Here is a 26224-nt window from a genome sequence, read left to right on the forward strand (position 1 = left end):
GAAAACTTTCGCGCAGCTGGGAATGGTACTGGGTGTTTCCGACGGCCCAGCGGGCGGAGGACCCCCGCGATGGGGATCTGAAGCGGCACCATCTGCTGGAAGGAGCGGTGAGCCAATGGCTGTCGAAAGCCGTCAAAAGGGCGGGAATCGCCAAAAAGGTCTCGGCCCACACGCTGAGGCACCGTTTTGCGCTCGGACACTCCAGCGTGAAGACGACGGAGATCTACACTCACGTGGTCCATGCGATGGAGGGAAGGGCGGCCAGCCCCTTGGACGATTTGTAAGGGAGCATCGGCAGCCTCTACAGGCTGTACGGCGGTGCGGCCATTCGTGGTCGGTCGAGGCCGCAGGCGACATCGGTTCCGAACTCCACTCCTTCTGTGGCCTCTTCCGGCTCTGTCCGGCTCCCGACGGCTCCGAAGCGGCGTTCGGTGGCTTCGACACGGCGTTCGATGGCTTCGAAGCGGCGTTCGACGGTTTCGACACGGCGTCCGATGGCTTCGAATCGGCGTTCGACGGTTTCGACACGGCGTCCGATGGCTTCGAAGCGGCGTTCGATGGCTTCGAAGCGGCGTTCGACGGTTTCGACACGGCGTTCGATGGCTTCGAAGCGGCGTTCGACGGTTTCGACACGGCGTCCGATGGCTTCGAATCGGCGTTCGACGGTTTCGACACGGCGTCCGATGGCTTCGAATCGGCGTTCGACGGTTTCGACACGGCGTCCGATGGCTTCGAAGCGGTGTTCGATGGCGTCGAAGCGGCGTTTGACGGCATTGAAGCGGCGTTCGGCGGATTTGAAGCGGCGTTCGATGTTCACGAGCGCACGAGCGTCCCCCATGCTGCCGGAGGCAACGACTCGACTGAAGGAGAGTGAATTCAGCGGAGAATGGGACGCCCCGGACGTGAAAAGGGACGCCCTCGCCGTGAAAAGGGACGCCCCGGACGTGAAAAGGGACGCCCTCGCCGTGAAAAGAGACGCCCTCGCCGGTAAAAGGGACGCCCTCGCCGGGAAAAGGGACGCCCTCGCCGGGAAAAGAGACGCCCTCGCCGGGAAAAGGGACGCCCTCGCCGTGAAAAGAGACGCCCTCGCTGGGAAGAGAGACGCCCTCGTCGTGAAAAGAGACGCCCTCGCTGGGAAAAGAGACTCCCTCGCCGGGAAAAGAGACGCCAACGGCGCGAGAGGGGACGCTTCGGACGTGAGGGGGAATGCTTTGGACGAGGTCAGGTTTTTATATCAACTCTCCAGCTCACCGGATCGAAAGGGGGCTTCCCCGTCTTGGGAGACTCGCCTCGAGTTTCTGGGAGGCGGAGATGTGGAATCGAGTGGCTTGCGAGCTGGCGAAGCGCCGGCGGTGGTGCTCTTCGTGACATCAGCCGTGACGGTGGCCGGCAGCAGGTCCGGGCTTGGGCCCGAGCCGCCCGTTTTCCTACGACAGGATCGGGCCGCAGGGTTGCCCGTGGGTCACGGGCCGGGATCACCGGCGGGCACCATGACATAAAACGCCCGCGGGCTGGGGGCGGCATTGTCGGTGAAGCTGCCGGAGGCGAGGCCGGTCGACAGGGGCGCACCCCAGGTCGTGAGGTCGGTGCTCCGGTAGAGATCGACGGCGGCTCCGGGCGGCGTCGTTTCCCAGGTCAACACGGACGAGCCGGGCCCGCCGGAAAGGGAGGTGATTTCGATCATCGTCGGCGGCGGGACGGAGGAGGAGGTGGCGGTGAGGGAAAAGTCGTCCACGCTCAGGCCATCGTGCCGCAAGGTTCCGCCGGTGCTGGCATCGGGGACGCCGGTCCAGCGGATCCAGATCACCGAATCGTCGGGGACGTCGGCAAGGGTGATCGTGCCCTGGATTTCCTCCCGGTGGTCGTCCTCGTCGCCATCCGTGGCCCGGTCACCGAGCGGGAGGGTGATTTCGCGACGATAGTCGAAGGGATCGAAGGGCTGCCAGGTGCCGGTGGTGAGCGAGGTCGCATCGGTGCTGTATTCGAAATCGATGAATGAACCGATGGCGCCGCTGCCGACCTGATACCACTGCTCGGCGGTGAAGGCGAAATCGAGGGCGACCTCCTCGCCGCCGGTTTCGATGACGAAGCTGGCCCCGAAGGCCGCGTCGGGCGCCGTGCCGATGCCGAGCGCGCGTTCGCCGGCCTTGCCGAGGTTCGCGCCGTTGCCCTCGAAGGTCCAGCCGGCGGGAGGGTTCACGGGTTCCGCGAAGACGCCGTTGGGGAAGGTCTGCGTGGTGGCCGTCATGGTGTTGAAGTTCTGGCTGTAGGCGACGCCGTTGGAGAGGGTGATGCCGGCGTAGGCGGAGTCCGGCAGGCTCGCTCCGGGATGGCGATGCAGCCATGCCACCTGGGAGGCGGAGAGGGCCACGTTGTAGGCCTGGAAGTCATCGATGAGGCCGTTGAAATAGCGGGAGTCGATGAGGTTGCCGCCGAGAACGACTTCGTTGCGGCCGCTGAGGTCCTGAGTCGCCGAGGAACTGATCGCGCCCTCCGCGGCGCCATTGACGTAGATGCGGTCCACGCCCCCGAAGTCGCGGGTGACCACCAGATGCACCCATTGGCCGGTATTGATCGGAGAGGTGGACAGCATGCCGGTGCCCGCGGTGAGGGACGCGAGGTTGCTGCCGTTCAGCGCCATGGGGGTGGTGTCGGCACTGATGCCGGAGACATCGGCGTAGATGATCGCCTGGCCCAGGTAGGCGAGCGAGTTGCCCGCTCCGCCCCCGGTGGCGGTGGTGTTCACCCAGACGGAAAAGGTGAAGTCGCCCTCGAGCACGTTCTCGACCGGGTTGCTCTCACCCGTCCAGCGGAAGGTATGGTTTCCCGTCGTGAAATCGGCGGCTCCGCCGGAAATGCCTGCTGCCGGGGATGGGGTTCCGAACGGGGTGCCGTCGTTGCCGTTTCCCGAGCTGTCCGCGCCGAGATCGAGGGCATCATCGAAGGTCAAATGTGCGACGGGGAAGGCGGCCCGGACGTTTCCGACCTCTGCGAGGAGACCCAGTGCAAGCGCGGCGGCGGTGAGGGAGCGGGCTCGAAAAGTCGGTTTCATGGTCCTGTGATGATCGGTTCAGCGGCACCCCGCCCCGGGTGCCGCACATCACCTTTCGGGAGAGGGAGGAGTCATATCGGGGCGGCGCTCCGCATGGTGAAGACCTCCGGGTTCCCCTTTCCGGAGCATCATCGGAGACTTAGTGAAGTTTCCAAACGGGATCAAGGTCGTTTCGAAGATCGACACCGGGTCGCGCGACGATCCGTGCGCCGCCGGGCAGGACCGAACTTTCCCTACGCTGCCGCGCGGCCCCGGAACGGCGCGGGTTTCCCGGTCGATCAGGGCAGCGTGAAATGGAAGCTCGCGCCCTTGCCGGGTTCGGTGTCGACGCCGATGGTGCCGCCTTGGGCGAGGACGAACTGGCGGGCGATGCTGAGGCCGATGCCGTTGCCGTGGAGGTCGTTGCCGGGGATGCGGAAGAATTTGGTGAAGACCTGGTCGCCATACTGCGGGTCGAAGCCCGGGCCCTGGTCGGTCACGGAAAAGCGGGTGCCCTCGCCGTGGTTCCCGGCGCGCAGGGTCACGGTGGTGCCGCGCGGGCTGTGCTTGATGGCATTGGAAATCAGGTTGTCGAGAACCACGATGGTCTGCCGCGGGTTGCAGCGGATCGTATCGCAGCCTTCGGCCACCTCGGTGACCAGCTCGATGCCGGCGACGGACGCGGCGTGGTGGTGGTTTTCCTCCGCCTCGGCGAGCAGCTTCGAGACCTCGACGTCTTCCAGCGCACTGCGCCCGGCTCCGCCTTCGAAACGACCGAGCTCGAGCATCGATGAGATCATCTTCTGGATGCGCTGGGCCTCGTTCTGGGCGGATTCGATCAGCTTGCGCTGGGTTTCCTCCAGCTGCCCGGCCGAATCCTCGAGCAGGATGCCGAGCGAGAAGGTGATGCCGGTGAGCGGGTTTTTCAGCTCGTGGCTGAGGGTGCTGATGAGGTCGGTCTTGAGTTCATCGAGCATCCGGAACTCGGTGACGTCTTGAATGGTGACCACCGCGCCGGCGGGCACGCCGGTGGAATCCTCGAACACCGTCACGCGGCTCAGGTAGGCGCGGCGCGTGCCGTCGTCGAGGGTCAGCTCGCGCACGCCGTTGAAGTCCACGGGCAGGTGCGAGCGGTTGTGGCGCAGCGCGTCATCCACGTCGGCATCGAGACCCAGCGGCAAAGCTCCCGGCGCGGCGTAGCGGCGCATGAAGGCGTCCGCGTCGGGCGAGATGAACTCGACCTGCTTGTTGCGGTTGATGACGAGCAGCATCTCCGGGAAGTTCCGCACCGCGGCCTGGAAGGTTTCGGCGAGCCGCCGCGCGCGGCCCTCGGCCTCGGTGATGGCCGTGATGTCCACGATGGAAAGGATCAGCCCGCCCTGGGCGCGGTCCGATTCGTAGGCGCCGACCCGGAGCAGGTAGATCCGCGAGTCGTCGGCGCGCACGTCGCGGGTCAGCGCCTTCTTCGATGCCAGCACCTCCAGCAGGTCCTCCCGCAGGCCGTCGTAGCGCAGCGGATGGGCGAAGCCCGTGATGTCGCATCCGAGGTCCCGCCGCATGAAACGGAAGGTCTCCCGGATGCGCGGGGTGAACTTGCGGATGGTCAGGTCGGGATTGAGGAAGATCACGCCGATCTCGGTCGCGCTGAGCACGTTGTCGAGGTCGTCGGTCATCTCCGTGAGCTGCCGGATCTTGTTTTGGTACTCGCGGTTGACCGTATCCAGCTCCTCGTTGACCGAGTGCAGTTCCTCGTTCGAGCTTTGCAGCTCTTCGTTGGAGGCGATCAGCTCCTCGTTGGTCGCCTGGAGTTCCTCGTTGCTGGTTTCCAGCTCCTCGATCGTCGCCTGCAGGTTCTCCTTGGTGTAGCGGAGCTCCATTTCCAGCTCGCGCCGGTCGTCCTGGGCCATCACCCGGCCGGACTCGACCCGCGCCTCGGCGCCGTCCCCCTCCGCGGCCGGTTCCTCGAATGATACGAAGAACGTCGTACTTGCCGATTGCGGGTCGGAGAAAGGCGTCACCTTGATGTCAACGGACTTTCCGTCCAGGCGGATGCCGGTGTAGCGGACCGGGCGCTGGTCCTTCGTGGCATGCTGGAGGGCCCCGGAAACGGAGGCCTTCAACTCGTCGCGGATGAGGTCCGCCAAGGACTGCGACGCCCGGCCGCGCGCAATGCGCAGGAAGCGCTCCGCTCCCTCGAAGACATGGACCACGCGCTGGCGGTCATCGACCAGGATGCCGGCCGGCATGTAGTGGTTGAGCAGGTTGTCATAGATCCGCAGCAGCTCGTGCTCGCGGCGCGGGCGGTCCCAGCCTTCTTCGCGCGCCGGTGTGTCGCCCGGTTGGCGGAAGACCGCGGCGGTCTGCACGAAGGCCGGCTGCTGGTGTTCCTTCACCAGCCGCACGTCGCGGCGCTTCTTGTAGAGCTTCCAGTGCTTGTCCAGCACGCTGAACTCCTCCTCGAGGTCGCCGATGGTCTCGCTGGGCCCCAGCAGCAGCATGCCCCCGGTGCGCAGGCCGAAGTGAAAGTAGGAGAAGATGCGCTTCTGTGCGTTCGGCTGGAGATAGATCAGAAGGTTGCGACAGCTGATAAGATGAAGCCGCGTGAACGGCACATCCTTCATCAGGTTGTGCTGGGTGAAAACGATGGCTTGTCTCAGCTCGGCGACGATCTGATAACCTCCTTCTCGCTGGATGAAGTATCGCTGCATCCGCCGCCGGCTCATATCGCCGAGCGACTCGGCGGGAAACACGCCCTCGCCCGCCTGGCGGACCGAATCGGCATGCACGTCGCTGGCGAACAATTTCAGCCGGAACGGCTTATTCTGCCGCTCACATTCCTCGTGGACCAGGATGGCGATCGAGTAGGCTTCCTCGCCCGAGGCGCAGCCCGGCACCCAGATGCGGATCTCCTCGGCCTCGCGCGCGACCAGGGGCCGGATGCCTTTTTCCATGAGGCTCTCGAAGGCGGCCGCGTCGCGGAAAAAGCGCGTCACCCCGATCAGCAGGTCGCGGTAGAGCGCATCGACCTCGCCCGGATCGTCCGAGATCCGGTTGGCGTAGGTTTCGAGGTCGAGGTCGTCGTTGATGCCGATCCGCCGTTGGATCCGGCGCGAGATGGTGTTCGGCTTGTACTGGCTGAAATCGATCCCGTAGCGCTCGCGCAGCCGGGAGAAGATCAGCTCCAGGGCGGTGTCCGGGATTTCCGGCGGCAGCCGGTCGACCAGCTCGCCGCGATCGAAATCGTCCGAGGCATAGCGGGCGATGACCTCCGGCATCTTTTCGGGGGCCATGACCAGATCGACGATGCCGGCCTCCACTGCGCTGGAGGGCATGCCGTCGAACTTGGCGCTGTGTTCATCCTGAGCGAGGACGAGCCCGCCGGCGTCGTGGATGCTTTCCGCCCCCAGCGTGCCGTCCGAGCCGGTGCCGGAAAGGATCACGGCGATGGCGGCTTTCTGGGCCTCGCTGGCGAGCGAGCGGAAGAAGGCATCGATCGGGTAGCTGAGGGCCGAGCCGTCCTTTTCCGTGAGGAGCAGCTCGCCCTGGGAGACGATCATGTTTTTCGCCGGCGGGATCAGGTAGATGGCGTCCGGCTCGAGCGGCATGCCATCGGTGACCCGGCGGATCGGCAGCGAGGTGCGGCGGCCGAGCAGTTCCTCCATGTGGCTCTCGTAGGTGGGCGAGAGGTGCTGGACGACGACGAAGGACAGGCCGGGTTTTTGCGGCACCGCCTCGAAGAAGCGCTCCAGGGCCTCAAGCCCGCCGGCGGAGGCGCCGATGCCCACGATGAAACGCTCCGCCTGCGGGGCGGAGGGCTGGGAGGAAGAGGAGGAAGAGCCGGGCTGCGACATGTGGAAGAGCAAAATCCATCGGCCAGTTCGGGGCGGATGCAAGCGGGAGATGCCCGGGCGTCAGAGCGCTTCGCAAAGGTCCGCCATGCGGCGGAAGCTCGCGACGCGGTCGTCGCTGAGTTCCAGCTTGAGCGGCGTGTCGGCCAGGGATTCGACCAGCCCGCGGTAGGAATCCCGCATCTTCGGCGCTTGGTAGCGCACGGTGCGGAAGACCATGTTCCACTCGCCGAGCCGCCGGGCGGGCGTGAAGTTCTCCGCAAACACGCGGAGATCGCGGTGGCGGTCGTCGGCTTCGATTTTTTCCAGCAGCCGGCGCACCTCCTCTTCCTCACCCTCCAGAATCTGCACGATCCACTCGTCGTCCCAGATCAGCAGGCCGGTGATCTTGAGCACCTTGTTGTTGATGGCCGATTGGCGCTCGAGAGACTGCATTTCCGGGCCCTGCAGCACCCGCGAGGGTCGGCTGGCGTAGGCGAGCGAGAAGATCTCGGCGGGATCACCGGGGAAGCGAAGGGGCGGGGAGGGAGAAACGACGGTCGGCATGGGTGGGTGCGGGATCTTGCCTGGGCTTCCGCCATTCAACCAGAAGGTGCCGGCGGCGAAACCTTTTCTTCCGCAGAGTCCGCAAGATTCCGCCGCCGTCCCCGGTCATCTCGCCGCGGTCTCCTTCGGGCGGGACTGCAGCGATTTGATCCTTTCCGCATAGGCGAGGCCGAAGCGGTCGAGGCCCACCAGGCTTGCCCATTGCCGCCGCTCCTCGGGAATCTCCGAGGTGGCCAGGGCGAGCCATGCCTGTTCCGAGCGCGGCCGGATGACCTCCGAGCGCCCCACCAGGATGCGGATGGTGGTTTCGGGGGCGGGTTCGACACGGAGCGGAAGGATGGCACTCGTGCGGCTCGCGGGCAGCACCCAGAACACGCGCAGGCCCGGAGTGTCGAAGTAGCTTTGCCACCAGGTCTGAACCATGGCGGCGGACTCGGAGGGCAACAGTCCCTGGCCGGCGAGGTGCCGCACCAGCTCGGAATACAGCTCGTCGTCGAAGCCCGGCTTCCCGCTCCGGAGCTTCGATTCGGGAAAACGGAGATCGTTTCCCGGTAGCAGCGGATCGCCGTGCTGCAGCCAGCGGGAAGATCCGTCACTCATCTTCTCATAGATCAGGAGATAGGGGATGATGCCGCCGGTGTCATTGTGAAGGGATAGCGTTTCGTCCGCCGCGACCGTGGTGCGCAGGCCGGGCTCGAAGTTCCCGAGTCCGCGGTAGAACAGGAAACCCTCCGTCGAGCCGTCGCCGGCCCGCACGACGTTGGCCTCGGGAATCCGGGCGCGCGTCCACTGGAGGAGATCGCCGGGCTTGAACAGCACCGTGTTCCGGCTCTCGGGCGGGGAAAGGACATCGACCTCCCACTCGATCGACCCGTGGTAGGGCTTGGAAAAGTCGAGGAAGGAGGGGGGCGGGAAGGCTGCCGCGGAGCCGGGTTCCACGGTTTCGCCACCGCTCCGCTCGGGAAACCACTGGCTGATGCTGCCGCCTTGGAAGCCCACTTTCACCTCGGCTCGGAATCCCTCGTCGGAATGGAAGTAGATCACCGGGGTCTCCATTTTCACGGTCACGTGGCTCACCGGTAGGGGCATGGACTTGCTGCCCGCCCGGATGGCGTGCGGCACGTGATGGAATCCGGGATGGTGGCGCACGAAGTCCGGGAGCGCCTCCTCCTCGCGCTGCACGCCGGAGAGCAGAACGCCATCGGACCCGGCGACGGTGGTGAAGGTGCCCCATTCGTGGAGATCGTATCCCGGCAGCGAGGGGGGGAAGAGGAAGGCGGCAGATGTAAGCAGAACGGACGTTTTCATATCATCCGAGAGCATGGGAGATGGTAGGGAAAGGAGCAAGGTCGCGCCGGTCCGTTTACCTCGAATTTACCGATGCGGATTTTACCTTCCCTTTACGGACGGCGCGCGAGGCGTGGGATAGGATCGGTGCGTATGAAAGCCATCCACCCCCTCATCGCCGCGGGTCTTTTCGCCACTCTGGTGGCTGATGAAGACAACGCCCGGATCGACTATCCGGCATTCCGCGATCTGACCGCCGAGGTCGAGGCCTACCGCCGCGACCGGCGGGTCGATGAAGCCGAGTTCCTGCGCCTCGCGAGCGAGGAGGGAACGGTGATCCTCGACACGCGGAGCCGGGAAAAGTTCGACCTGCGCCACGTGAAGGGCGCGGTGCATCTCAACTTCTCGGACTTCACCTCGAAGTCGCTGGCGGAGGTGATTCCGGACAAATCCACCCGCATCCTCATCTACTGCAACAACAACTTCATCGGCGACCCGGCGTCCATGGCCATGAAATTGGCCCCGCTGGCGCTCAATATTCCGACCTTCATCCATCTCTACGGATATGGCTACAGAAACGTGTATGAGCTGCAGCCCGACCTGCCGCTTTCGGGAACGCGGATCCCCTTCGAAGGCCGGTTCGTCTTGCCTCGGCCGGTGGGAGAGGATGGGATGGCACGGTGATGGAGACGACCATTCTGGTCATCGAGGATGATGCGGCGGTGCGCCAGGGCGTGGTCGACGCGCTGGAGTACGGCGGCTATCGTACCTTGCAGGCCGCCGACGGCGTGTCGGGCCTGGAGCTGGCCCTGCGGGCGAGCTACCGTCTGCTGCTGCTGGATCTTGTCATGCCCGGCCGCGATGGCTTCGCGGTGCTGGAATCGCTCAAGCGGCAGCGTCCCGGCCAGCCGGTGATCATCCTTTCCGCCCGCGGCGAGGAGAACGATCGGGTGAAGGGCCTGCGGCTCGGGGCGGATGACTACGTGATGAAGCCCTTCAGCGTGCGCGAGCTGCTGGCGCGGGTGGAGGCCGTGCTGCGCCGGACCTGCGAGCGGCTGGCCCCTTCGGAAACCCACGCCATCCCCGGTGGCACGGTCGATCTCGCCGGTGGGGTCGTGCATTTCACGGATGGCGAACAGGTCGCGATGTCCGACCGGGAAGCCTCGCTGCTGCGGTATTTCCTCGGCTCCGCCGGGCGGGTCGTCTCGCGGGCGGAAATCCTGCGCCACGTGTGGGGCCTCGATCCGGCACGGACGGAGACGCGCACGCTCGACATGCACGTGATGCACCTGCGCGGGAAGCTGCGCGATCGGGATCAGTCCGTGCTGGTGACGGTGCGGGGCAAGGGGTGGAGGCTGAACCTATGAGCGGGAGATGCCGCTGGATTCCGTGGCTGGCGCTGCCGGTTTGTGGTGCGATCATCCTCGCGGCGATGGGCTGGCTCACGCACGGCGTGATGCGGGCGGAGCATGAACGCTCGCTCGCGGAGTCCCGGGCCCGGCTGGAGGAAAGGATCCGCCTCTCCTTGTGGAGGATGGACACGCTGGCGGCCTCGGTCGCGATCGAGGAGAACCAGCGGGTCATCAACGCCACGCAGGACGCGGGGGAAAGCCCTCTGGTCCGGCTGCGATTCCGGGTGGATCGGGATGGTCGCGTCATCCCCGATGGCAGCCTGGCGGAGGAGACCATGACGAAGCTCCGCGCGCTGCTTTCCGGCCAGCGGTCCTCGGGTGATCTCTACCAATTCATGTGCGCGACGATCACCGGTGACAACCAGTGGCGGGGCAACATGATCCTGGCGGACCAGCCGAAGGAGGCCGCCGGCGATCCCTATCAGCCGGCCGACCAGCAGATGCTCAATTTCAATGAACGCGCCAGCCGGGGCAAAGCGGTGAACCGGGCCGTCACCAAGGCGGGCCTCGAGCAGAAATGGGGCAATGGCGACGCGGCGGTGGTGCTGGCGTCCTCGGCAGGTGCCTTCCAGCCGACCTGGATCGGCGACGAACCCTTCTTGATGCGGCTGGTCAAGTATGGCGATGTCGTGCGGTCCATCGAGGGGGTCTGGCTCGACAAGACGGCCTTCCGGCGGTTGCTGCTTGATGAAATCGCGGACCTGCTTCCGCTGGCGTCCCTGGAGCCCTCGACGGTGGGGGGCGAGGGTGAAATGACCCTTGCCTCATTTCCGTGGAAACTGGTGCCGGGAGAGGCGGCCGCCGGCCCCGAGGGCGTGGGCGCGGCGGTCATCCGGTCGCTGGCCGTCGGCTGGCTGGCGGTGATCGTGGCGCTGGTGGCGGGCACCGCCACCGTCCTCAAAATCATGCGTCTCAGCGAGCGACGGGCTGCCTTCGTTTCCGCGGTGACCCACGAACTGAGGACGCCGCTGACGACCTTCCGCCTCTATTCCGACCTGTTGGCGGGGGGCTTGGTGAAGGATGAGGAAAAGAAGGCCCGCTACTTCGAGACCATGCGTCGCGAGTCCGACCGGCTGGTGCATCTGGTCGAAAACGTGCTTTCGTTCTCAAGGATCGAGCGGAAAGCGAGCCCGGAGACGGAGCGGGTGGTGGTGGCCGGGTTTCTCGAGTCGCTGCGTGAACGCTTCGAGTCGCGCCTGGAAAGCGCGGGCCTGGATCTGGTTCTGCAGGTGGAAGGCGATCCGGTCGCCCGTGCCAACAAGGCCTCGGTGGAGCACATCCTTTTCAACCTGATCGACAATGCCGGCAAGTATGCCGATCGGAGTCAGCTGAAACAGGTCGAGCTGGTGGCGGGCAAGTTCGGACGGCGGGTGCGGATCCAGGTGATCGACCACGGCCCGGGGATTCCTCCGGCCGAACGGTGGAAGATTTTCAGACCCTTTCACAAGTCCGCTGACGAGGCTGCGGGCAGCAAGCCGGGAGTCGGGTTGGGGCTGGCGCTGTCGCGTCGTCTTGCCCGGGACCTGGGAGGGGAGTTGACCTGCTCGGACGGTGATGGCGCGACCTTTGTCCTGGAGCTGCCATCCGCTTGAGATGAACCGCGGAGTGATAAGGGATGACGCGGGCCGTTTCGCTCAACATGATCCACGGTCAGTGACCAAGACCGCCCTCATCCTCGCCGTCATGACGATTTTCGAGTCTGCGACGGCAGACACCTTGGTGAAGGATGTGAATCCGCTGCCCGAGAAGCTCGGCGTGGATCCATCCGAGCTGGTGGTCGCGGGCGGACGGGTCTTCTATACGGGCTTCGATACGGTAAGAGGGCACGAACTCTGGTCGAGCGATGGCACGGCTGCCGGCACCGGGCCGGTGCGGGATCTTTGCGTGGGCCTTCAGGGTTCGTTTCCGGGCCGCATGGGCGCGGTGGGCGAGCGGGTGTTCTTCTTCGCGGACGATGGTGACCAGGGCATGGGCCTGTGGTGGAGCGATGGCGTGGAAGTGATGAGGGTCGAGCGCCCTGACGGCGGAGACTTCGGCCTGGCGGCGGAGGTGGCGTCGGTCGGCGGGGTGTTTTATTTCACCGATGGAACGAGCGGCGGGCTGCCGAGTCTGTTCGGGTGGAGCCTGTGGCGGACCGACGGCACACCCGAGGGCACGTGGTTGCTGAATCCGATCCTGCCGGGCGGCACGTTCCCACCGGTCCGGGAGATTTCGGATCCAAGAATGCTGCGGGTGATCGACGGGCAGCTGCATTTCGCGGACGGCAACCAGGTGTGGAGAGTCGGGGAAAGCGGTGCGGCGGAGATGAGGGCGGACCTCGGGAGCGGGGGAGAGCTGGTCTCGATCGCAGGCGCGGACGGGGAGGTCTGGATGACGCTCGATCGCGAGGGCGCCAAGGAGCTGTGGCGGGTGGCGGAGGGGCCCGCGGAGCAGGTCGCGGTGCTGCCGGGGGGAGAGGGCGCGGCCGATCAATTGACGGTGCGCCAGGGCCGGGCGTTTTTCCGCGGCCGGGACGCGGCGGGCGGCTTCGAGCTGTGGAGCTCGGACGGGACCACGACGGCGATGGTGGCGGACTTGCGGGCGGGTGTGGACTCTTCGTTTCCCAAGAACCTGGTGTGGCTCGGTGACTCATTGTGCTTCACCGTCAATGCGGGCGAGGGCGTCGAGGCCTTGTGGGCCTGCGATGCCGATGGCACGAACCTGCGCCTGATCCGCACGGCGGGTGCGGGCTTGGAGACCAGTTCGTATCTTGTGTGGCAGGATGTGCTGTATTTCCTAGAAAGGGGAGAAGGCCGGGAGTTGTGGCGGAGCGACGGCACCGCGGCGGGCACGTGGGCGGTGGCGCAGGTGGCGACGATCGACTGGTGGCCGCGGGATCCGGTCGCGGCACCGCAAGGGCTCTTTTTTCCCGGCGATGACGGCGTGTCGGGCGTCGAGCTGTGGTCGAGCGACGGCACCCCGGCGGGCACGGGGATGGTGTGGGATCTGGCCACCACGCAGGACGGCTGGGTGGAGATCGGCCCGGGCGGATCGGCCGGGTGGGGAAATGGATGGGTCTTCGTAGGCAACGATGGCGTGCACGGCGAGGAACCGTGGCAGAGCGATGGCAGCGAGGCGGGCACCGCGATGCTGGCCGATGTCTCCCCGGGTTCCGGAGATTCCTCGCCGAACCGCTTCACGTCGGCGGGGACGCGGCTGTTTTTCCAAGCAGACGATGGCACCCATGGAAGTGAGCTGTGGAGGTCGGACGTGAACGGCACGGCGCTGGTGCAGGACATCATGCCCGGCAGCGGGACCTCGTATGTGGGCGACGTGGTCGCGGTGGGAGAGCGGGTGTTTTTCAAGGCCAACGATGAAAGCGGAAGCTGGCTGTGGGTCGCCGCTGGGGCGGGCGCGAATCCTCTGAAATCAGACGCTCGGTCGCAGGTGGGCGTCTTCGGCGAAGGGGTGCTTTTTTCCGCTGTCAGCGCCGGGCAGGGCGAAGAACCATGGTGGACGGACGGGGAAACGACCCGCCTGCTGGAGGATGTGAGGTCCGGAAGCAGCGGGTCGAATCCCGCTTGGTTCACCCAGGTGGGGAGCGCGGCCTATTTCACCGGCTTCACCGGCGGAGGTTCGGGCCTTTTCCGGACCGATGGGACGGCGACGGGCACGGTGGCGGTCGGGGGATGGACCGGGTCAGGTTCGATGTATCCCTTGGTGGCGGCTGGAGACCGGCTCTATTTCTTCGAGGAGGATCCGGCATCGGGAAAGCGTTTGTGGATGGCCCAGGGGGACACCGCGATCTTTCTCAAGCAGGTCGGCGACGAGGAGGATCGCTGGGATTTTCCGGCGACCCCCTACGTGGTGGCGAAGGGAACCGAGTTGTTTTTCACGGCGGATGACGGCATCCACGGAAGCGAACTGTGGCGCAGCGATGGCAGCCCGGAAGGCACCGTGATGGTCGCCGATCTCCGCCCCGGGCCCGTGGGTTCCGAGCCATCGGACCTGCACGTGGTCGGCGGCATGGTGTTTTTTCAAGCCAATGACGGCGCGAGCGGCGAAGAGCTGTGGATGACCGACGGCACCTCCGCAGGCACCCGGCTGATGCTCGATGTGGCGCCGGGTTCCGGCGGCTCGCTGCCGATGCCGGTGGCGGTGGTCGGGCGGGAGTTGTTCTTCGCGGCCACCACGGAGGCGGAGGGACGGGAGCCGCACATCATGGATGTCGGCGGGCTGCTGGATTTCCACCATTGGTCGGAAACCGCGGGCCTGGCAGGGATCGCCGCCGCGCCCGGTGCCACGCCGCACGGTGATGGCGTGGCGAACCTGCTGAAGTATGCCTTCGGGCTCGATGGCGATCGGGCCTACTCAGCTCCGACTGCGGGAGCGGCAGGCCGACTGCCGGACTTCATCGCCGCGGCGGACGAAACGGGGATGATCCTGCGCGTGGAGTATCCGCGGCGCCGCGGCGATGCCTTGCGCTATGTCGCGAAGCGCTCGTCCTCCCTGGCGAATGGAAGCTTCGTGCCGATGGGCGGCGACGAGGCGGTGAAGATCCTCGATGACGAGTGGGAACTCGTGGTGCGCACCGAGAGGGTGGAGGAGGACCGCTGCTTCGGTGTGGTCGAGGTCGAGTTGTGGTGACGGACGCCTGCCGAGCTTCACGGCAGCAGGGACATCCTGAAGCGCAGGAAGCCTTGCGGCGACGCGTCGGTGACCTGCACGGCGTAGCGGGTGGCCGAGTTCTCGATCACGGTCAGGCCCGCGGGCGACCACTGGTCGAGATCGGTCGAAAACTCGGCTTCGATGATGGCATCGGTCGCAAAGGGAGAGCGGGGGATTTCCACGAAGACACCGGCCTCGTCCGATGAGAGGGAAACGGCGACCCGGTCGGCGGCGTCGCGCGGGTCGGTGCCGGTGAGGTATTCATGGAGGTTGGTCAGGCCATCGCCATCGAAGTCCTCGTCCGCATCAGAAAACGGAGGAGCTTCGGGAAACCGGGCAAGCGACCAGGCCGCGTAGCCCGTTTCCGCGGGAGCGGAGAAGGCATCCGATTGGCGGATCGAGCCGTTCTCGCCGACGGTGATGAAGGTGTCGGCAAAGAAGACGGCGGCATTGCGGGTTTCCGCGGCGGTGGTCGGGAGCTCGATCCAGGTCGAGCCGTCCTGCGAGATGGCGTCGAGGGGAGCGCTGCTGTTGTCGTAGTCGATGCCGGCGGCGAACCAGAGCCCGTTGCCGGTGGCGAAGCCGCTGTAGCGGCGGTTCTGCGAGCCGCTGAGGGTGAAAGCCGCGCCGAGATCCGTCGAACGGCGGATGCCGGCATACCAGCCGCTGGCCAGGAAACGATCGCCCAGGGCCTCGATTTCCACGAACTCCTGCCAGGTGCCGATGCCCGCGCCGGCAGAGACATCGGTCCAAACCAGGCCGTTGGTGGAAGACAGCACCTTGACGGGGGAACCGGCGTAGGAGGACTCGGTGACGGCGAGGAAGGTGCCGTCGAGGTACGCCACATCCCGTAGATCCAGGGCGGTGGGCGCGGGCACGGAATTCCAGGTCACGCCGCCGTCCGCGGAGCGCCAGATGGCACCGCTGTCGCCGACCGCGACATGGAGGCTGCCGGTGCCGGCGATGCCATTCAGCGAAGCACCGGTGTGGATGAGCCGGTAGGTCCAGGTCATGCCATCGGGCGAGGTGTGGATGGCGCCATACCAGCCGCTGACCGGGACGGTGACCGGGCCGAAGGCGTATTCCTGCCCGGCGGCGAGGAACTGGCTGCCGTCCCAGATGATCGAGCGCGTGTTGAAGTCGCGCCCGAGCGAGCCGGAGGTCCAGTTGAGGCCGTCCGTCGAGTGGAGGAAGTTCGGCTCGTTCGACCATCCCTGGCGACCGCCGACCGCAACGACCCGGGTCGGGCTCGCGGCGATGTCGTTGAGGTGCACCGTCACGCCGGAAACCCGGTCGCTCCAGGTGTCGAGCGGGTCGGTGACGGTGATGTCGTGGGTTTCCACGGTGACCCCGCCGCGCTCGTCGGTGGCAATGAGTTCGACCTGGTAGCTGCCCCCGCCGGGGAAGATGTGGGCCGCGGCGCTGCCTTCGACGAGGGGCGAGCCGTCCTTGAAGTCCCAGACGAGGCGAAGCGGATCGCCATCGGGATCGCTGGCGCTGGCTTCGAGCAGGATCTGGGTTCGGGCATCGGCGCTGGTGGGGCCGGAAACGGAGGCGATGGGGGCTTGGTTCGACGGAAAAAAGCTGCCGCTGGTCCAGGCCTCGCCGGGGTTGCCGGCAGCGCTGAAAAAGACACCGCCGCCGAAGGCGATCGTGCCGAAACTGGCGCCCGGCAGGGTGGCGGTGCTCTCGGTCCAGGCGTCGCCGTCGGTGGACACGAGCAGGGAGGGAGCGTCCGACTCGTCCTTGTCGTCGGCGAAGGCGATCCGCGCGTTGCCGCCGGCGCCGAGGGCGGCGATGTCGTAGTCGCTGGTGCCGGCGACCGGGGTCCGGCGCCAGGTCGCGCCGAGGTCATCGGAGACGTGGACGTTGGAATACCAGCCCGCGGTGAAGAAGCGGCCGTCGGCGAACGCGACGCGGTTGAACGAATGCCAGGAGGCGGCGGAGTGGCCGGAGGTGCGGTCGATCCAGGTCAGGCCCTCGGTCGAGGTGTGGATTTCGTCGGCGGAGACGACCACGAAGGTGCCGTCCCCGAAGGCGATCGAGCGGAGGTTCTGCGCGGAGATGGCGGCGACGGAGGTCCAGGTTTTTCCGCCGTCGGCGGAGCGCAGCACGGTGCCGGTGTCGCCCACCGCGACAAACACGCCGTTGCCGAAGGCGACGTCGTTGAGCGGCGCGGACGAGGGCAGGTTGGCCCGCTGCCAGCTGCGGCCATCGGGCGAGTGGTAGGCGGCGGCCGCCCAGGCGGAGTTGATCCAGTCCTCACCGGCGATCACAAAATCGCCGGCGCCGGCGGCGATGCCCTCGCCGCTGAAGTTTCCGCTCCCGAGGGAAATGGAGGTCCACCCGGCGGCATCGAAGGAGAGGTAGGCGTAGTCATCGCCGGTGGCGACGAAACGGCCGTCGAGGTAGGCGGCCCGGTTGATCGTCCTGGCGGGGCCGATGGGGGTGGCGCTCCACGTGTCGAGCGGGTCGCCGACGGTGACGGCGCGGGTCAGCACGGCGGTGCCGCCTTTCATGTCGCTGACCGTGCAGGTGACGGTGTAGCTGCCGCCCACGGTCCAGGTGTGGGAAACGGCGGCCTGGTTGGCGGCGGTGGCGCCGTCGCCGAAATCCCAGCTGTAGGCGAGGGGATGGCCGTCGGGATCGGAGGCGGAGGCGGTGAAGGAGACGGCGGTGCGGGCGTCCGCGGTGGTGGGACCTACGATGCTTCCCGTAGGTGATTGGTTGCCGGGGAAGTCGCCGAGCTGCACGTTGACCTCGATCCAGGCGTCGGCCCCGCTGCCGCCGGTGGCGGTGGGGGTCAGGTGGACGCCGGCCGTTTCATCGGAATAGGTGCGGCCGAGGGTGATGGGAGCGTCGAACTTGCCGTCGGCCGAGCCGGGGGTGGTGTCGATGAGCCAGGCGCGGTTGTTGAAAGTGGGGCGCTGCCAGATGAGATAGGCGCTTTGCTGGAACACGGGCTCATCGACGTGGCCGGCGCGGAAGCCGAGCCAGTAATACTCGGCGGGGTCCTCGGGGTCGGCCGTCTTGTCGATGCGCAGGCCGCGCAGGGTGCCGGTGGTGGCGGGGTCGTCGAAGCGGTAGATCCGGTAGGTGCCGGAGCTGGTGGCATCGGCCCACTGGCCGGCACCGAGCCAGCCGAGATGCATTTTCCCTAGCGGATGGAAGTGGCCTTCCGGGACCGAGCCGCCGCCCATGACGTCGGTGAAGTCGCCGTATTCCTCGTTGCTGCCCTCGCCGGTGGCGGTGCCATCGGTGGTGGCCCAGAAGCCGGCATGGGGCAGGCCGTAGTTGTGGCCGAACTCGTGGGTGATGAGGCTCGCGGAGTGGCTGCCTTGAAGCCACTGGCGGGAGCCGCCGGCGAGGCCGCCGTAGATGGTGCCGCTGCTGCTCGCGATGCCGATGCCGGGGAAATGAACGACGACGATGTCGTATCCATCGAGCGCGGTCGCTCCGGCGAGGGCGAGGTAGGCATCCTTTGCCTCGTCGTGGAGCAGCCCGTTCTCACTGGGCAGGTAGGCGGTGCTCGGCTGCGGCATGCGGACGGTCATCGGGCTGACCCCGGCATCGATCCAGGTCTTGCCGTAGGACATGGCCTCGATCGCATCGCGGACGCTGGTGTTCATCACGTTCGCCAGCGTGGCCTGGCTGACCGTCTCGCCGGGGACGTCGGGGAAATCGACGCGGATGCAGAAGACCGACTTCGGCGTCTCCGACCAGCTGCTGGCCTGCTCGGAGACGAGGGTTTCGATCAGCGGCCAGTCGATCCCGGTGGTGCCATCGCCGCCGCCGGCGAGCTCGAAGACAATGCGCGAGCCGTTTTTCGGTCCGACGGCCTCGTCGAGCGCGACGAGCCGCTGGTTCGCCACGGCGATCGAGGCGGCATCCCGGAAAAGATAGCGCTTTCCTCCGGCCAGGGCGGTGACGGGGGCGACTCCGAGTGGCTCGCCGGTGGCGAAATCGCGGGAGGGATCGGGATTTCCCACGGGGAGCTGGGAAAGGGCGGCTTCGTCGGCGGAAGCGACGCGCTCGAGCGGCATCTCGGCGATGGCGGCGAGGCCGTCGAGGACGATGCCGTGGAGGGGTGCCTCCTCAAGCGTCATCTGGCTGAGGCGACGGCCGAAGACGGAGGCATCGAGGTAGCGGCCGTTGATTTCCAGGATGCGATCCGGCTCGTGGCCGGGCCCCGAGCAGACTGGAAGCACCCGCAGGGTGGCGGTGGCGTTGAATGGCTGCTCGTAGAACGGGCGGATCTCCTCGGGCAGCGCGGCGTATTCGGCGCGGCTGATCGCCTCGGCGAGGGCGCGTTGGGGATCGGTGGCGATCAGTTCGCGCATCCGCTCGCGGTGCGCGGTGGCCAGGGCGATGGCCGGGTCGTGAGCCTCGCCGGAAGCTCGGGGTGTCCGCGGCTGAGTCGGCGCGGAGGAAGCGTGCTCGGAATGCAGCCGGGAGGTTGCGGCGTCGTGCGTGGACGACGGGTAAGCTGCCTTATGTTTCCAAAGAGCGAAAAGCAGGAGAAGCAGAGGCAGGAGAAGGCCAGCGAGGCGCCAAGAGCGATTCATCTCCGCCCATCATGTCGATAAAATCAAACGCGTCGATCTTTTGGATATGCTTATTAAAGCCGACCTCGGAGATGAAGAAACGAACTCAGGGGAGGGAGAGGACGACTCGGTAGAAGTGGTAATCCTGGTCGCCGGGGACGGCGGGCAGGGTGATGCGGTAGTTGTCGCCGCCGAGATGGCTGACGACCGCGCCCGGGATGGGATCGAAGCTGCCGGGACTCATGTCGGGCGAGCCCTCGACGGCGAAGCTTATCTGGTCGAAGTATTCCTCCGGCCAGGTGAAATCGATGGTGAACACGCCGGGCGAATCCGGGGCGATGGTCAGGCCGGGGAGTTCGAGGTTGGCCGGCGTGCCGGCGGGATCGGAGCCGCCGCGGGGATCGGTGCCGGCGAGGTAGTGCTCGAGCAGGGTGAAGCTGGAATCGGCCGGCACTGAGAACGGATCGTTGCCGGTGCTGCCGAAGAAAAAGCGCTCCCATTCGTCATCGAGCAGGTTCGCATCCTGGTCGCGCGCGCTGGCGGCCGGTAGCGAGTTGTAGACCAGCGCGGTCACCTCCATCGCGGGATAGCCGGTCGGTGAGGTGACGTCGGTGAAGCCGGTCACCGACAAGGTCGTGCCCTCGACGATGCCAAGTCCTTGCTCGAAGAGGAAGGGCTCGCCGGTGGGTTTGAGCAGCGCGACCGAGGTGGTGCCGACCGCGCGATAGGCGACGCCGGGCGGGGCGCTGCCCTGCGGCAGGACTTCAACGCCCCAGGTCTCGATCGGGCGGAAGGGCTCGGCCGAGCGGGCGCGGATGGTCGCGATGGCGGCGTTGGCGTTGCTCAGGGTCGAGCCGGTGACGGCGTTGGTGTAGTCGGCTGGCAGGCTGCCGGTGGCGATCCAGACGCGCAGCGCGGGCAGCGGGTGCATCAGCGCGGGATTGCCGGCGAACTGGGCGACATGACGCTGGTAAATCGCGTTGGCCGCGGTGCGCAAGGCGGCGCCGCCGGCTCCGAGGACTTCCGTTTCCACCAGGCCGCGGAGCTCGGAGAAATCGTAGCCGGCGGTGGCGAGCGCGGCGACCATGGCGCGGTCGAGCGGCGTGCGCGAGGCGTCCTGCGTGCGCCAAGGGAAGGCGGTGAACGCGTCGAGCGCGATGGCGGGGCTGCCGAGCAGGCCGGCGGCGGCGAGCTGGTCGTAGAGCATGGCCTCGCAAAGTACGGCGGCCATCGTATGTTGCGGACGGATGTCGGTGAACTCGCCGACCGGCGACCACGTGGCGTAGGCGGCCTGCGCGGCGGCGATCCAGCTGGCGGCATCGCCGTCGAGATCCGTGCCGGTGGCCGTGAACGCGATGCTGGGACCGGAGGGCGAGGGGATGTCCACCAGGCGGATGACCTCGCGACCGTTCGGGCTCATCGAGACGCCGATGTCGAAGAAGGTGCCGGTGGAAAGCGCGGCCCACTCGGTCTGCGCGGGGCTGGAGTTCGAGGTCGGCTCGGCGGCCCATTGGGTGCCGAGGGTGGGGTGGGTGACGTTCTCGACGTCGTCGCTGGCCAGCAGGGCTCCGGCGATGTCGTGGGCGTCGATCATTTCCGTGAGGGAAATGCGGGCGGTGGAAAGGTGGTTGAAGGCGGCGGTGAGCCACTGGATGCCCTCGCCCTGGGGGACCGGATTGCGCGGATTGGGAACGCTGGCGCCGTCGGCGGGGTCGGTGCCTTCGAGGATTTCCTCGAGGTCGGAAGCGCCGTCGCCATCGCTGTCGGCCCCGCCGAAGGGATCGAGGCCCTTGCTCATTTCGACGAAGTCGGGGACCCCGTCGGAATCCGAGTCGATGTCGTCGAGGTTCGCCGCGGGGAGGGTCCACTGGCGGCCGAGGATGGGGCCGGGAACCCCGGTCGCCTTGTCCTCGAGCATGAAATACCAGGTGGACGAGTAGCTGACGGAGAGCGAGCCGGGCCAGCTGGTCCACGCGGCGGAACTACTGGATTCACGGTAGAAGAGCTCGTAGCGGGCGGTGTCGTAAAGCGCGCTGACCTCGACGGTGGCGGGGAAAGAACCCGAGGCGGGGTTGACCACCAGCGAGGGGCTGAGGATCTGGTCGTTGGCGCGCAGGGCGGAAATGCTGAGCTGCGGCTGGTGCTGGTTGGTGAGCAGGTAGTTCGAGCCGCCGGGGGCGGAAAACGAGCGCGGGGAGGGCGAGGCGAGCCCGGAAAGGGTGGAGATGTAGGTTTCCCCGGTGACCGAGGGCGGGAACGGGCTGCCGGTCGAGCCGGAGGTCCAGTCGGGAACGGTTTCCAGAGCGAGCAGCGCGGCGGTGTCGGTGGCGAAGGGGTCGCTGTTGAAGTAGAACAGCGTGGCGAAGTCGGTGCCGACCGGCAGCAGGCCGGGAATCGCCGCCGGCTTGGACATTTCCCACGACGAGCCGTTCCAGATGTGGCTGGCGAAGCGCGATGAGACGTCGCCGGGCCGCCCGTCGAGCTGGACGATGCCGTGGCCGCTGACCGGGACCAGGCCGTTGAGCTGCAGCTTCCGATCGGTCGGCTCGAAGGTGGTCTGGGGAAAAAGCTTTTCGCCGCCATCGATGCGCACCCACAGACCTTTGGTGCCATCGGAGGACGTGACCAGGAAACCATCGGGTGCGCCGGCCAGGCGGACGCGCTGGAGCGAGCCGATGCCGTCCAGGCCTTCCACCTCCGGCGTGCCGGTAAGCGCCAGGCTGGAGCCGGCGCCGATGCCGCCATTGAGCGTGTAGATGCGCAGGCCGGTGTCGCCGCTGCGCCAGCACACCACGAGCGTGCGGCCGTCCATGCCGCGGACGGATGGGGCGAGCTGCCATTCTTCCGGAAAACCGTCCTGTTCGGTCATGACGAGGGAGGAGCCGGAGCGCCGGGCGAGGAAGAGGGTGGTATCGCCGTTGTCGACCATGCGGCCGACCGCCATGCGATCGCCGGCCTCCGTCTCGAACAGCGGCTCGAGCTGGGAGATGGCGCCGTAGCCGCCTTTTTCCGCGAGGCGGTTGCCGCCGGCGGGGAGGTTGTTGAGGACCGTGAGGAAGTTGCCCTTGCCGCTGCCGGCGAGAGCGGTGGAGACCATCAGCTCGGGGCCGACGGTGTCGATCTCGCTCACCGCGACGGGTCCGAGCTGGGGAACCGTGATGCTGGAAATCGTGGCATTGGTGAGCTCGATCGTGGCCATCTGGTTGGCCCACGGGTTGGTGAGCACCACCATCTCGCCGGAGTCGCCGGCCAGCCCGCCGGCCACGTCGGTAGCGCCGCGGAGATAGGTGCGGATCGGGGTCTTGTCCCAGGCAAGCTTGCCGCCGTCGTCCACGGCGCGGCGCACCTGCCCGGTGGCTTGGTCGATCAGGACGAGGCCGTTGGTTTCCGTGGGAATCGACCACTCGCCGGAGGGCAGCAGCGTCGCCGGCAACGCGGCGACCGGTGCGGCGAGGGCGAGCAGACCGGCGATGGAGAAGAGCTTCGTTTTCATCGGAATCATCGGTCAGGGGTTCACGACGTTGGTGGGGATGACGCGGGAAATCTCGCCGTTGTCGCCGAAGCGGACGATCAGGTAGCGGTAGCTGGCGTCCTTGATGTAGGGCATGGGGTCGATCCAGACGATCAGGCCCTCCTTGCCTTCGAGATAGGGCGGCGGGTCGGAGAAAGCGTCCTTGCCGGCCAGCGAGACGGGCGTTTCGTCGGGACCGTAGATGCCATCGACGGCGACCCGGACGTCGGTGGTGCGCAGGTCCGGGAAGCGGAAGAATGGATCGCGGACCACGCGGAGAATCTGGCCGGACGAGTTGCTCTTCACCCAGGCCATGCGGTCGATGCGCGGGGAAACCTGGACGATGTTCGGCACGGCGTCCGGGAAAACCGCGTTCGGGACCTGGTAGCGATACACCACGAAGGGCGCCAGCGGCAGCATGTCGGCGGTGTTCCCTCCGCCCTGGGCGCGGAAGCGGAACAGCCGGTCGAGCGGCTCGAGGTCGTCGCCGAGATAAGCGATGTCTCCCTTGGAGGTCTGCTCGTAGACCCGGTCGTAGGCCCCCATGACGATGCCGCCGGCGGCATCGAGCAGGGCTGGCAGCTTGGTGGCGAAATACGGCCCTTCGCCCTCGACGTAGTCGAGCACCGGCAGGTTGTTGTTTTGCAGCGAGGGTAATGGACGGGCGGGCCAGGGAATGACCGGCTGCGGGGTCGGATCGGGCACGATCCAGGTGGTCTCGATCTGATTGCTCAGCGGTCCGCTACTACGGGCGCCGTAGGCCCCATCGCCGACCGCGCGGATGGCGAAGAACAGCTTCTGGCCGGTCGGGATGTCGACCACGGTCGTGAACTCCGGCCCCGGTAGGAAGCTCGGCGCGCCGACCTGGCGGGTCTGGTGGACCGCCACCTCGCGGCCTTCGAACTCGCCATCGAGCACCAGCGAGGCCTCCGGATCCCCGAGCGCGGCGGAGATGGCGTTGCCGGAAATGCCGGGGTCGTTGCTGGTCTCGGAGGCGACGAAGATTTCAAAGCGTCCGACGCCGACCGGGTCGCAGAACCAGGTCAGCTTGGCCTGCGCCTCGCCGTTGGTGCCGAGCTGGAGCGCGGCTTCGGAAAGCATCGGCGTGGGCAGGTCGGTCCGTTTCAGCCGCACGCAGGCCACGCGGACCAGCGGGCTGGGGTTGTTGTGCTCGTCGAAGACCTGGAGGTAGTAGCAGACGATGGTGTCGGCCTCGTCGGGAATCGCATCATCGACCCACGGCGCGGGCGAGGGCAGGGAGGTGCCTTCGGCCTTGGCGATGAGGGTCAGGGGGCCGGAAAGATCGACCCGCCGGTAGACGCGCCACTCCGCCGTGGTGGCGGGGAAGGTGATGGTGCCGTTGATGGCATCGATGGTGCCGTCCACCAGCACCACGTCGTGGTCCGGGATGTCGGGGTTCTCCGGCCGGTGGTCGCGACAGTCCCGGCTGGTGAAGGTCACGAAGCCGTAAAGGTTGAAGGTCTCCTTGACCGTCTCCGCCTGCAGGCTGGTGCAGGCGAAGTTGCTCCAGACCCCGGTGTGGGTGCAGACCTTCACGCACACGCTCAGGCCGTCCTTTTCCGCCCGCTGGAACAGGGTATCGACGAAGTCCTCGCCGGAAAAAACGAGCATGCGGGTCTCGATCACCGAGCCGTCGGCGCGGCGCAGCTCGACCCGGGCGCACTTGACGGCCGGGGAGTCGCGCACGACACGGACGCCGAACAGCTCGCGGGCGGGGTCCATGCCATACTCGTCGAAGGAAGCCCGAGCGTAACCAGTGGCCTCGACCCCGGCGCGGTAGCGACAGACGCGCACGGTGCCGGTCGGGCGGTCGGGCCCGGCGCGGTCGCGCAAGACGCCGTAGACCGGGCTACTATGGGCGGAGTAGTTCTTTTCCGCGCAGGAGGTGTTATCCTCGGCGCGGACGGTGAACCAGTAGGTCTTCGAGGCGTCGGCCGGCATCGAGGGCGCGCCGGCGCCGTTGTCGTGGAAATCGACGAACTCCTGACCCGGCACGTGGGCGACGCTGCCGATGTGGTTGACGGTCGGATCCGAGCCGCTGCGCAGCGCATCGCGGGCGGCGGCCCAGCGGTAGACGTGGTAACGGGAGGCGGCCTCCTCGGGGTTGGCATCGTCGAGCTGGCGGATGCGGATCTTGAAATGCTGCTGGCCGCCGAGCGTGTCCCAGTCGGCCGCGGACGAGACGCCGTCGAAGACGTTTTCCACCGAAAAAATCTGCGGCGGCAGCGGTGGCAGGCGGTCGCACATCACGACGCGCAGGCCCGGCGAGATCTCGCCGGGACGGCCGCAGATGTCGCGCGCGGCGACGAAGTAGTAGAAGGTGTCGCCGTCGTTGAAGGGCACGCCGCCCTTGGCGAGACCGTTGTCGTCGGCGTAGTAGAAGTTTTCCCGATCGGTCGCGTCGGCCGCCTCGGCGAGCGTCAGCGGCGGGTCGATCATGATCGGCAGCTCGTTGACGCGGGCCAGGTCCGCGGGCGGCGGCGGGCTGCCGCCGACGAGCAGGTCGAGCAGCGCGTCACGGCTCGGCGGCGTGACATCCCAGCCGAGCGAGGTGGCGAAGTCCTCGCTGACGCGGAAAAGGTCGAAGCCGAAGGTCGAGGGCATCGCCCGGCGCAGCGCGGTGTCCTGGCCCCAGCGCAGGCGGGCGTTGAGGTTGTCCTTGCCGCTGTGGGCGTAGGTGCCCTGCGTCACCTCGTGGAGCACTTGGAAAGGCGGACCCGGCGGGGGCGGGAAGAGCGGCGAGGAAGCGTCGATTTCCACCCGCCCGATGACCCGCACCACCTGGTCGGCGGGGTCCAGTTCGCGCACTTCGAAGGTCTGCGTGGCGGCGTCCGGCATGGGGATCACGAAGCCGTGGCCGAGGGCCAGCATCACGCCCGGGTGGGCGCGGCCGAGCAGCAGCAGCTGGTTGAGCAGTTCGGGATCTTCGGTGGCGGCGGCGATCAGGTAGGACAGCTTGCCGGCCGCCCCGAGCGAGGCATCCGGGCCGTTGTCGAGGTTCGCGCCGGTGATGGTGTCGCGATAGATGCTGGCAATGCGGGCGTTCACCATGTGGCCGTTGAAGTCGACCTTTTCGCCCAGCTCCAGCAGAGCCCGGACGGTCTCCGGATTGCCCTGCAGCACGGTGATGCCGACCCTGGCGTAGGGGTTGGCGGAGGCGATCGGGCCGTCTTTTCGGAAAACCCCGAAGCGCATCCCGAGGGTGGTCGAGATGTCGCCGGGCTGCCACATCACGTAGGCGTGGGTGCGGCCGTCCTTGGCGTAGGAGGTGCCGCTGGTGATGACCAGCTTGTCGGTATTCTGCGCGAGGGCCGCGCCGCAGAGGGCCGCGGCGGTGAGCAAACGTCGGAGGAGTTTCATCGGAGGCAGGTTTGGAA

General features: G+C 67.0%; 13 protein-coding genes and 1 pseudogene. 6 read left to right on the forward strand and 8 right to left on the reverse strand.

Annotated elements, in window-relative coordinates; genetic code table 11:
• Window positions 1-284, forward strand: a pseudogene (locus ABXH26_RS19630) (integron integrase); the annotation flags it as partial.
• Window positions 285-301: 17 nt separating this feature from the next.
• Here the strand turns inward: ABXH26_RS19630 and ABXH26_RS19635 are convergent.
• On the reverse strand, window positions 302-817 hold the full coding sequence (locus ABXH26_RS19635; RefSeq protein WP_353568809.1) for a hypothetical protein: 516 nt from the start codon (window positions 815-817) through the stop codon (window positions 302-304).
• A 19-nt stretch (window positions 818-836) separates the two neighbouring features.
• Between ABXH26_RS19635 and ABXH26_RS19640 the strand changes: the two genes are divergently transcribed.
• The gene (locus tag ABXH26_RS19640; RefSeq protein ID WP_353568810.1) at window positions 837-1499 is read left to right on the forward strand and encodes a hypothetical protein; all 663 of its coding nucleotides are present in this window, start codon (window positions 837-839) and stop codon (window positions 1497-1499) included.
• Here ABXH26_RS19640 and ABXH26_RS19645 read toward each other — a convergent pair.
• The 4 genes from ABXH26_RS19645 to ABXH26_RS19660 form a co-directional block, all read right to left on the reverse strand.
• Window positions 1463-3052: a LamG domain-containing protein gene (locus tag ABXH26_RS19645; protein ID WP_353568811.1), complete on the reverse strand. Its 1590-nt coding sequence runs from the start codon at window positions 3050-3052 to the stop codon at window positions 1463-1465. The genes ABXH26_RS19640 and ABXH26_RS19645 overlap by 37 nt on opposite strands.
• A gap of 278 nt (window positions 3053-3330) precedes the next feature.
• Entirely contained in the window at window positions 3331-6882 is a 3552-nt protein-coding gene (locus tag ABXH26_RS19650) for a chemotaxis protein CheB (protein ID WP_353568812.1), read from the reverse strand.
• A 60-nt stretch (window positions 6883-6942) separates the two neighbouring features.
• A complete protein-coding gene (locus ABXH26_RS19655; RefSeq protein WP_353568813.1) occupies window positions 6943-7425 on the reverse strand; it encodes a BLUF domain-containing protein in 483 nt (160 codons plus the stop codon).
• Window positions 7426-7530: 105 nt separating this feature from the next.
• Window positions 7531-8733: a hypothetical protein gene (locus ABXH26_RS19660; RefSeq protein WP_353568814.1), complete on the reverse strand. Its 1203-nt coding sequence runs from the start codon at window positions 8731-8733 to the stop codon at window positions 7531-7533.
• Between the two features lie 132 nt (window positions 8734-8865).
• Between ABXH26_RS19660 and ABXH26_RS19665 the strand changes: the two genes are divergently transcribed.
• From ABXH26_RS19665 to ABXH26_RS19680, 4 genes are all read left to right on the forward strand, one after another.
• Window positions 8866-9396: a rhodanese-like domain-containing protein gene (locus tag ABXH26_RS19665; protein ID WP_353568815.1), complete on the forward strand. Its 531-nt coding sequence runs from the start codon at window positions 8866-8868 to the stop codon at window positions 9394-9396.
• The gene (locus ABXH26_RS19670; protein ID WP_353568816.1) at window positions 9396-10079 is read left to right on the forward strand and encodes a response regulator transcription factor; all 684 of its coding nucleotides are present in this window, start codon (window positions 9396-9398) and stop codon (window positions 10077-10079) included. Before ABXH26_RS19665 ends, ABXH26_RS19670 begins: the two co-directional genes overlap by 1 nt.
• Complete coding sequence (locus ABXH26_RS19675) at window positions 10076-11716, forward strand: sensor histidine kinase (protein ID WP_353568817.1); 1641 nt, start codon at window positions 10076-10078, stop codon at window positions 11714-11716. The genes ABXH26_RS19670 and ABXH26_RS19675 overlap by 4 nt, the downstream gene beginning before the upstream one ends.
• 61 nt (window positions 11717-11777) lie before the next feature.
• Window positions 11778-14750, forward strand: a complete 2973-nt coding sequence (locus ABXH26_RS19680; protein ID WP_353568818.1) for an ELWxxDGT repeat protein — start codon at window positions 11778-11780, stop codon at window positions 14748-14750.
• 17 nt (window positions 14751-14767) lie between these two features.
• Here the strand turns inward: ABXH26_RS19680 and ABXH26_RS19685 are convergent, their stop codons facing one another.
• The 3 genes from ABXH26_RS19685 to ABXH26_RS19695 all read right to left on the reverse strand — a co-directional run bounded on the left by ABXH26_RS19685 (window position 14768) and on the right by ABXH26_RS19695 (window position 26207).
• The gene (locus ABXH26_RS19685) at window positions 14768-19111 is read right to left on the reverse strand and encodes a PKD domain-containing protein (RefSeq protein WP_353568819.1); all 4344 of its coding nucleotides are present in this window, start codon (window positions 19109-19111) and stop codon (window positions 14768-14770) included.
• A 310-nt stretch (window positions 19112-19421) separates the two neighbouring features.
• Window positions 19422-22808: a thrombospondin type 3 repeat-containing protein gene (locus tag ABXH26_RS19690; RefSeq protein WP_353568820.1), complete on the reverse strand. Its 3387-nt coding sequence runs from the start codon at window positions 22806-22808 to the stop codon at window positions 19422-19424.
• A 12-nt stretch (window positions 22809-22820) separates the two neighbouring features.
• Window positions 22821-26207 (reverse strand): fibronectin type III domain-containing protein, encoded by a 3387-nt coding sequence (locus tag ABXH26_RS19695; protein ID WP_353568821.1) that lies wholly within the window; start codon window positions 26205-26207, stop codon window positions 22821-22823.
• Window positions 26208-26224: the final 17 nt, after the last annotated feature.

This window comes from Haloferula sargassicola (genome assembly GCF_040362925.1).
Classification (GTDB): domain Bacteria; phylum Verrucomicrobiota; class Verrucomicrobiia; order Verrucomicrobiales; family Akkermansiaceae; genus Haloferula; species Haloferula sargassicola.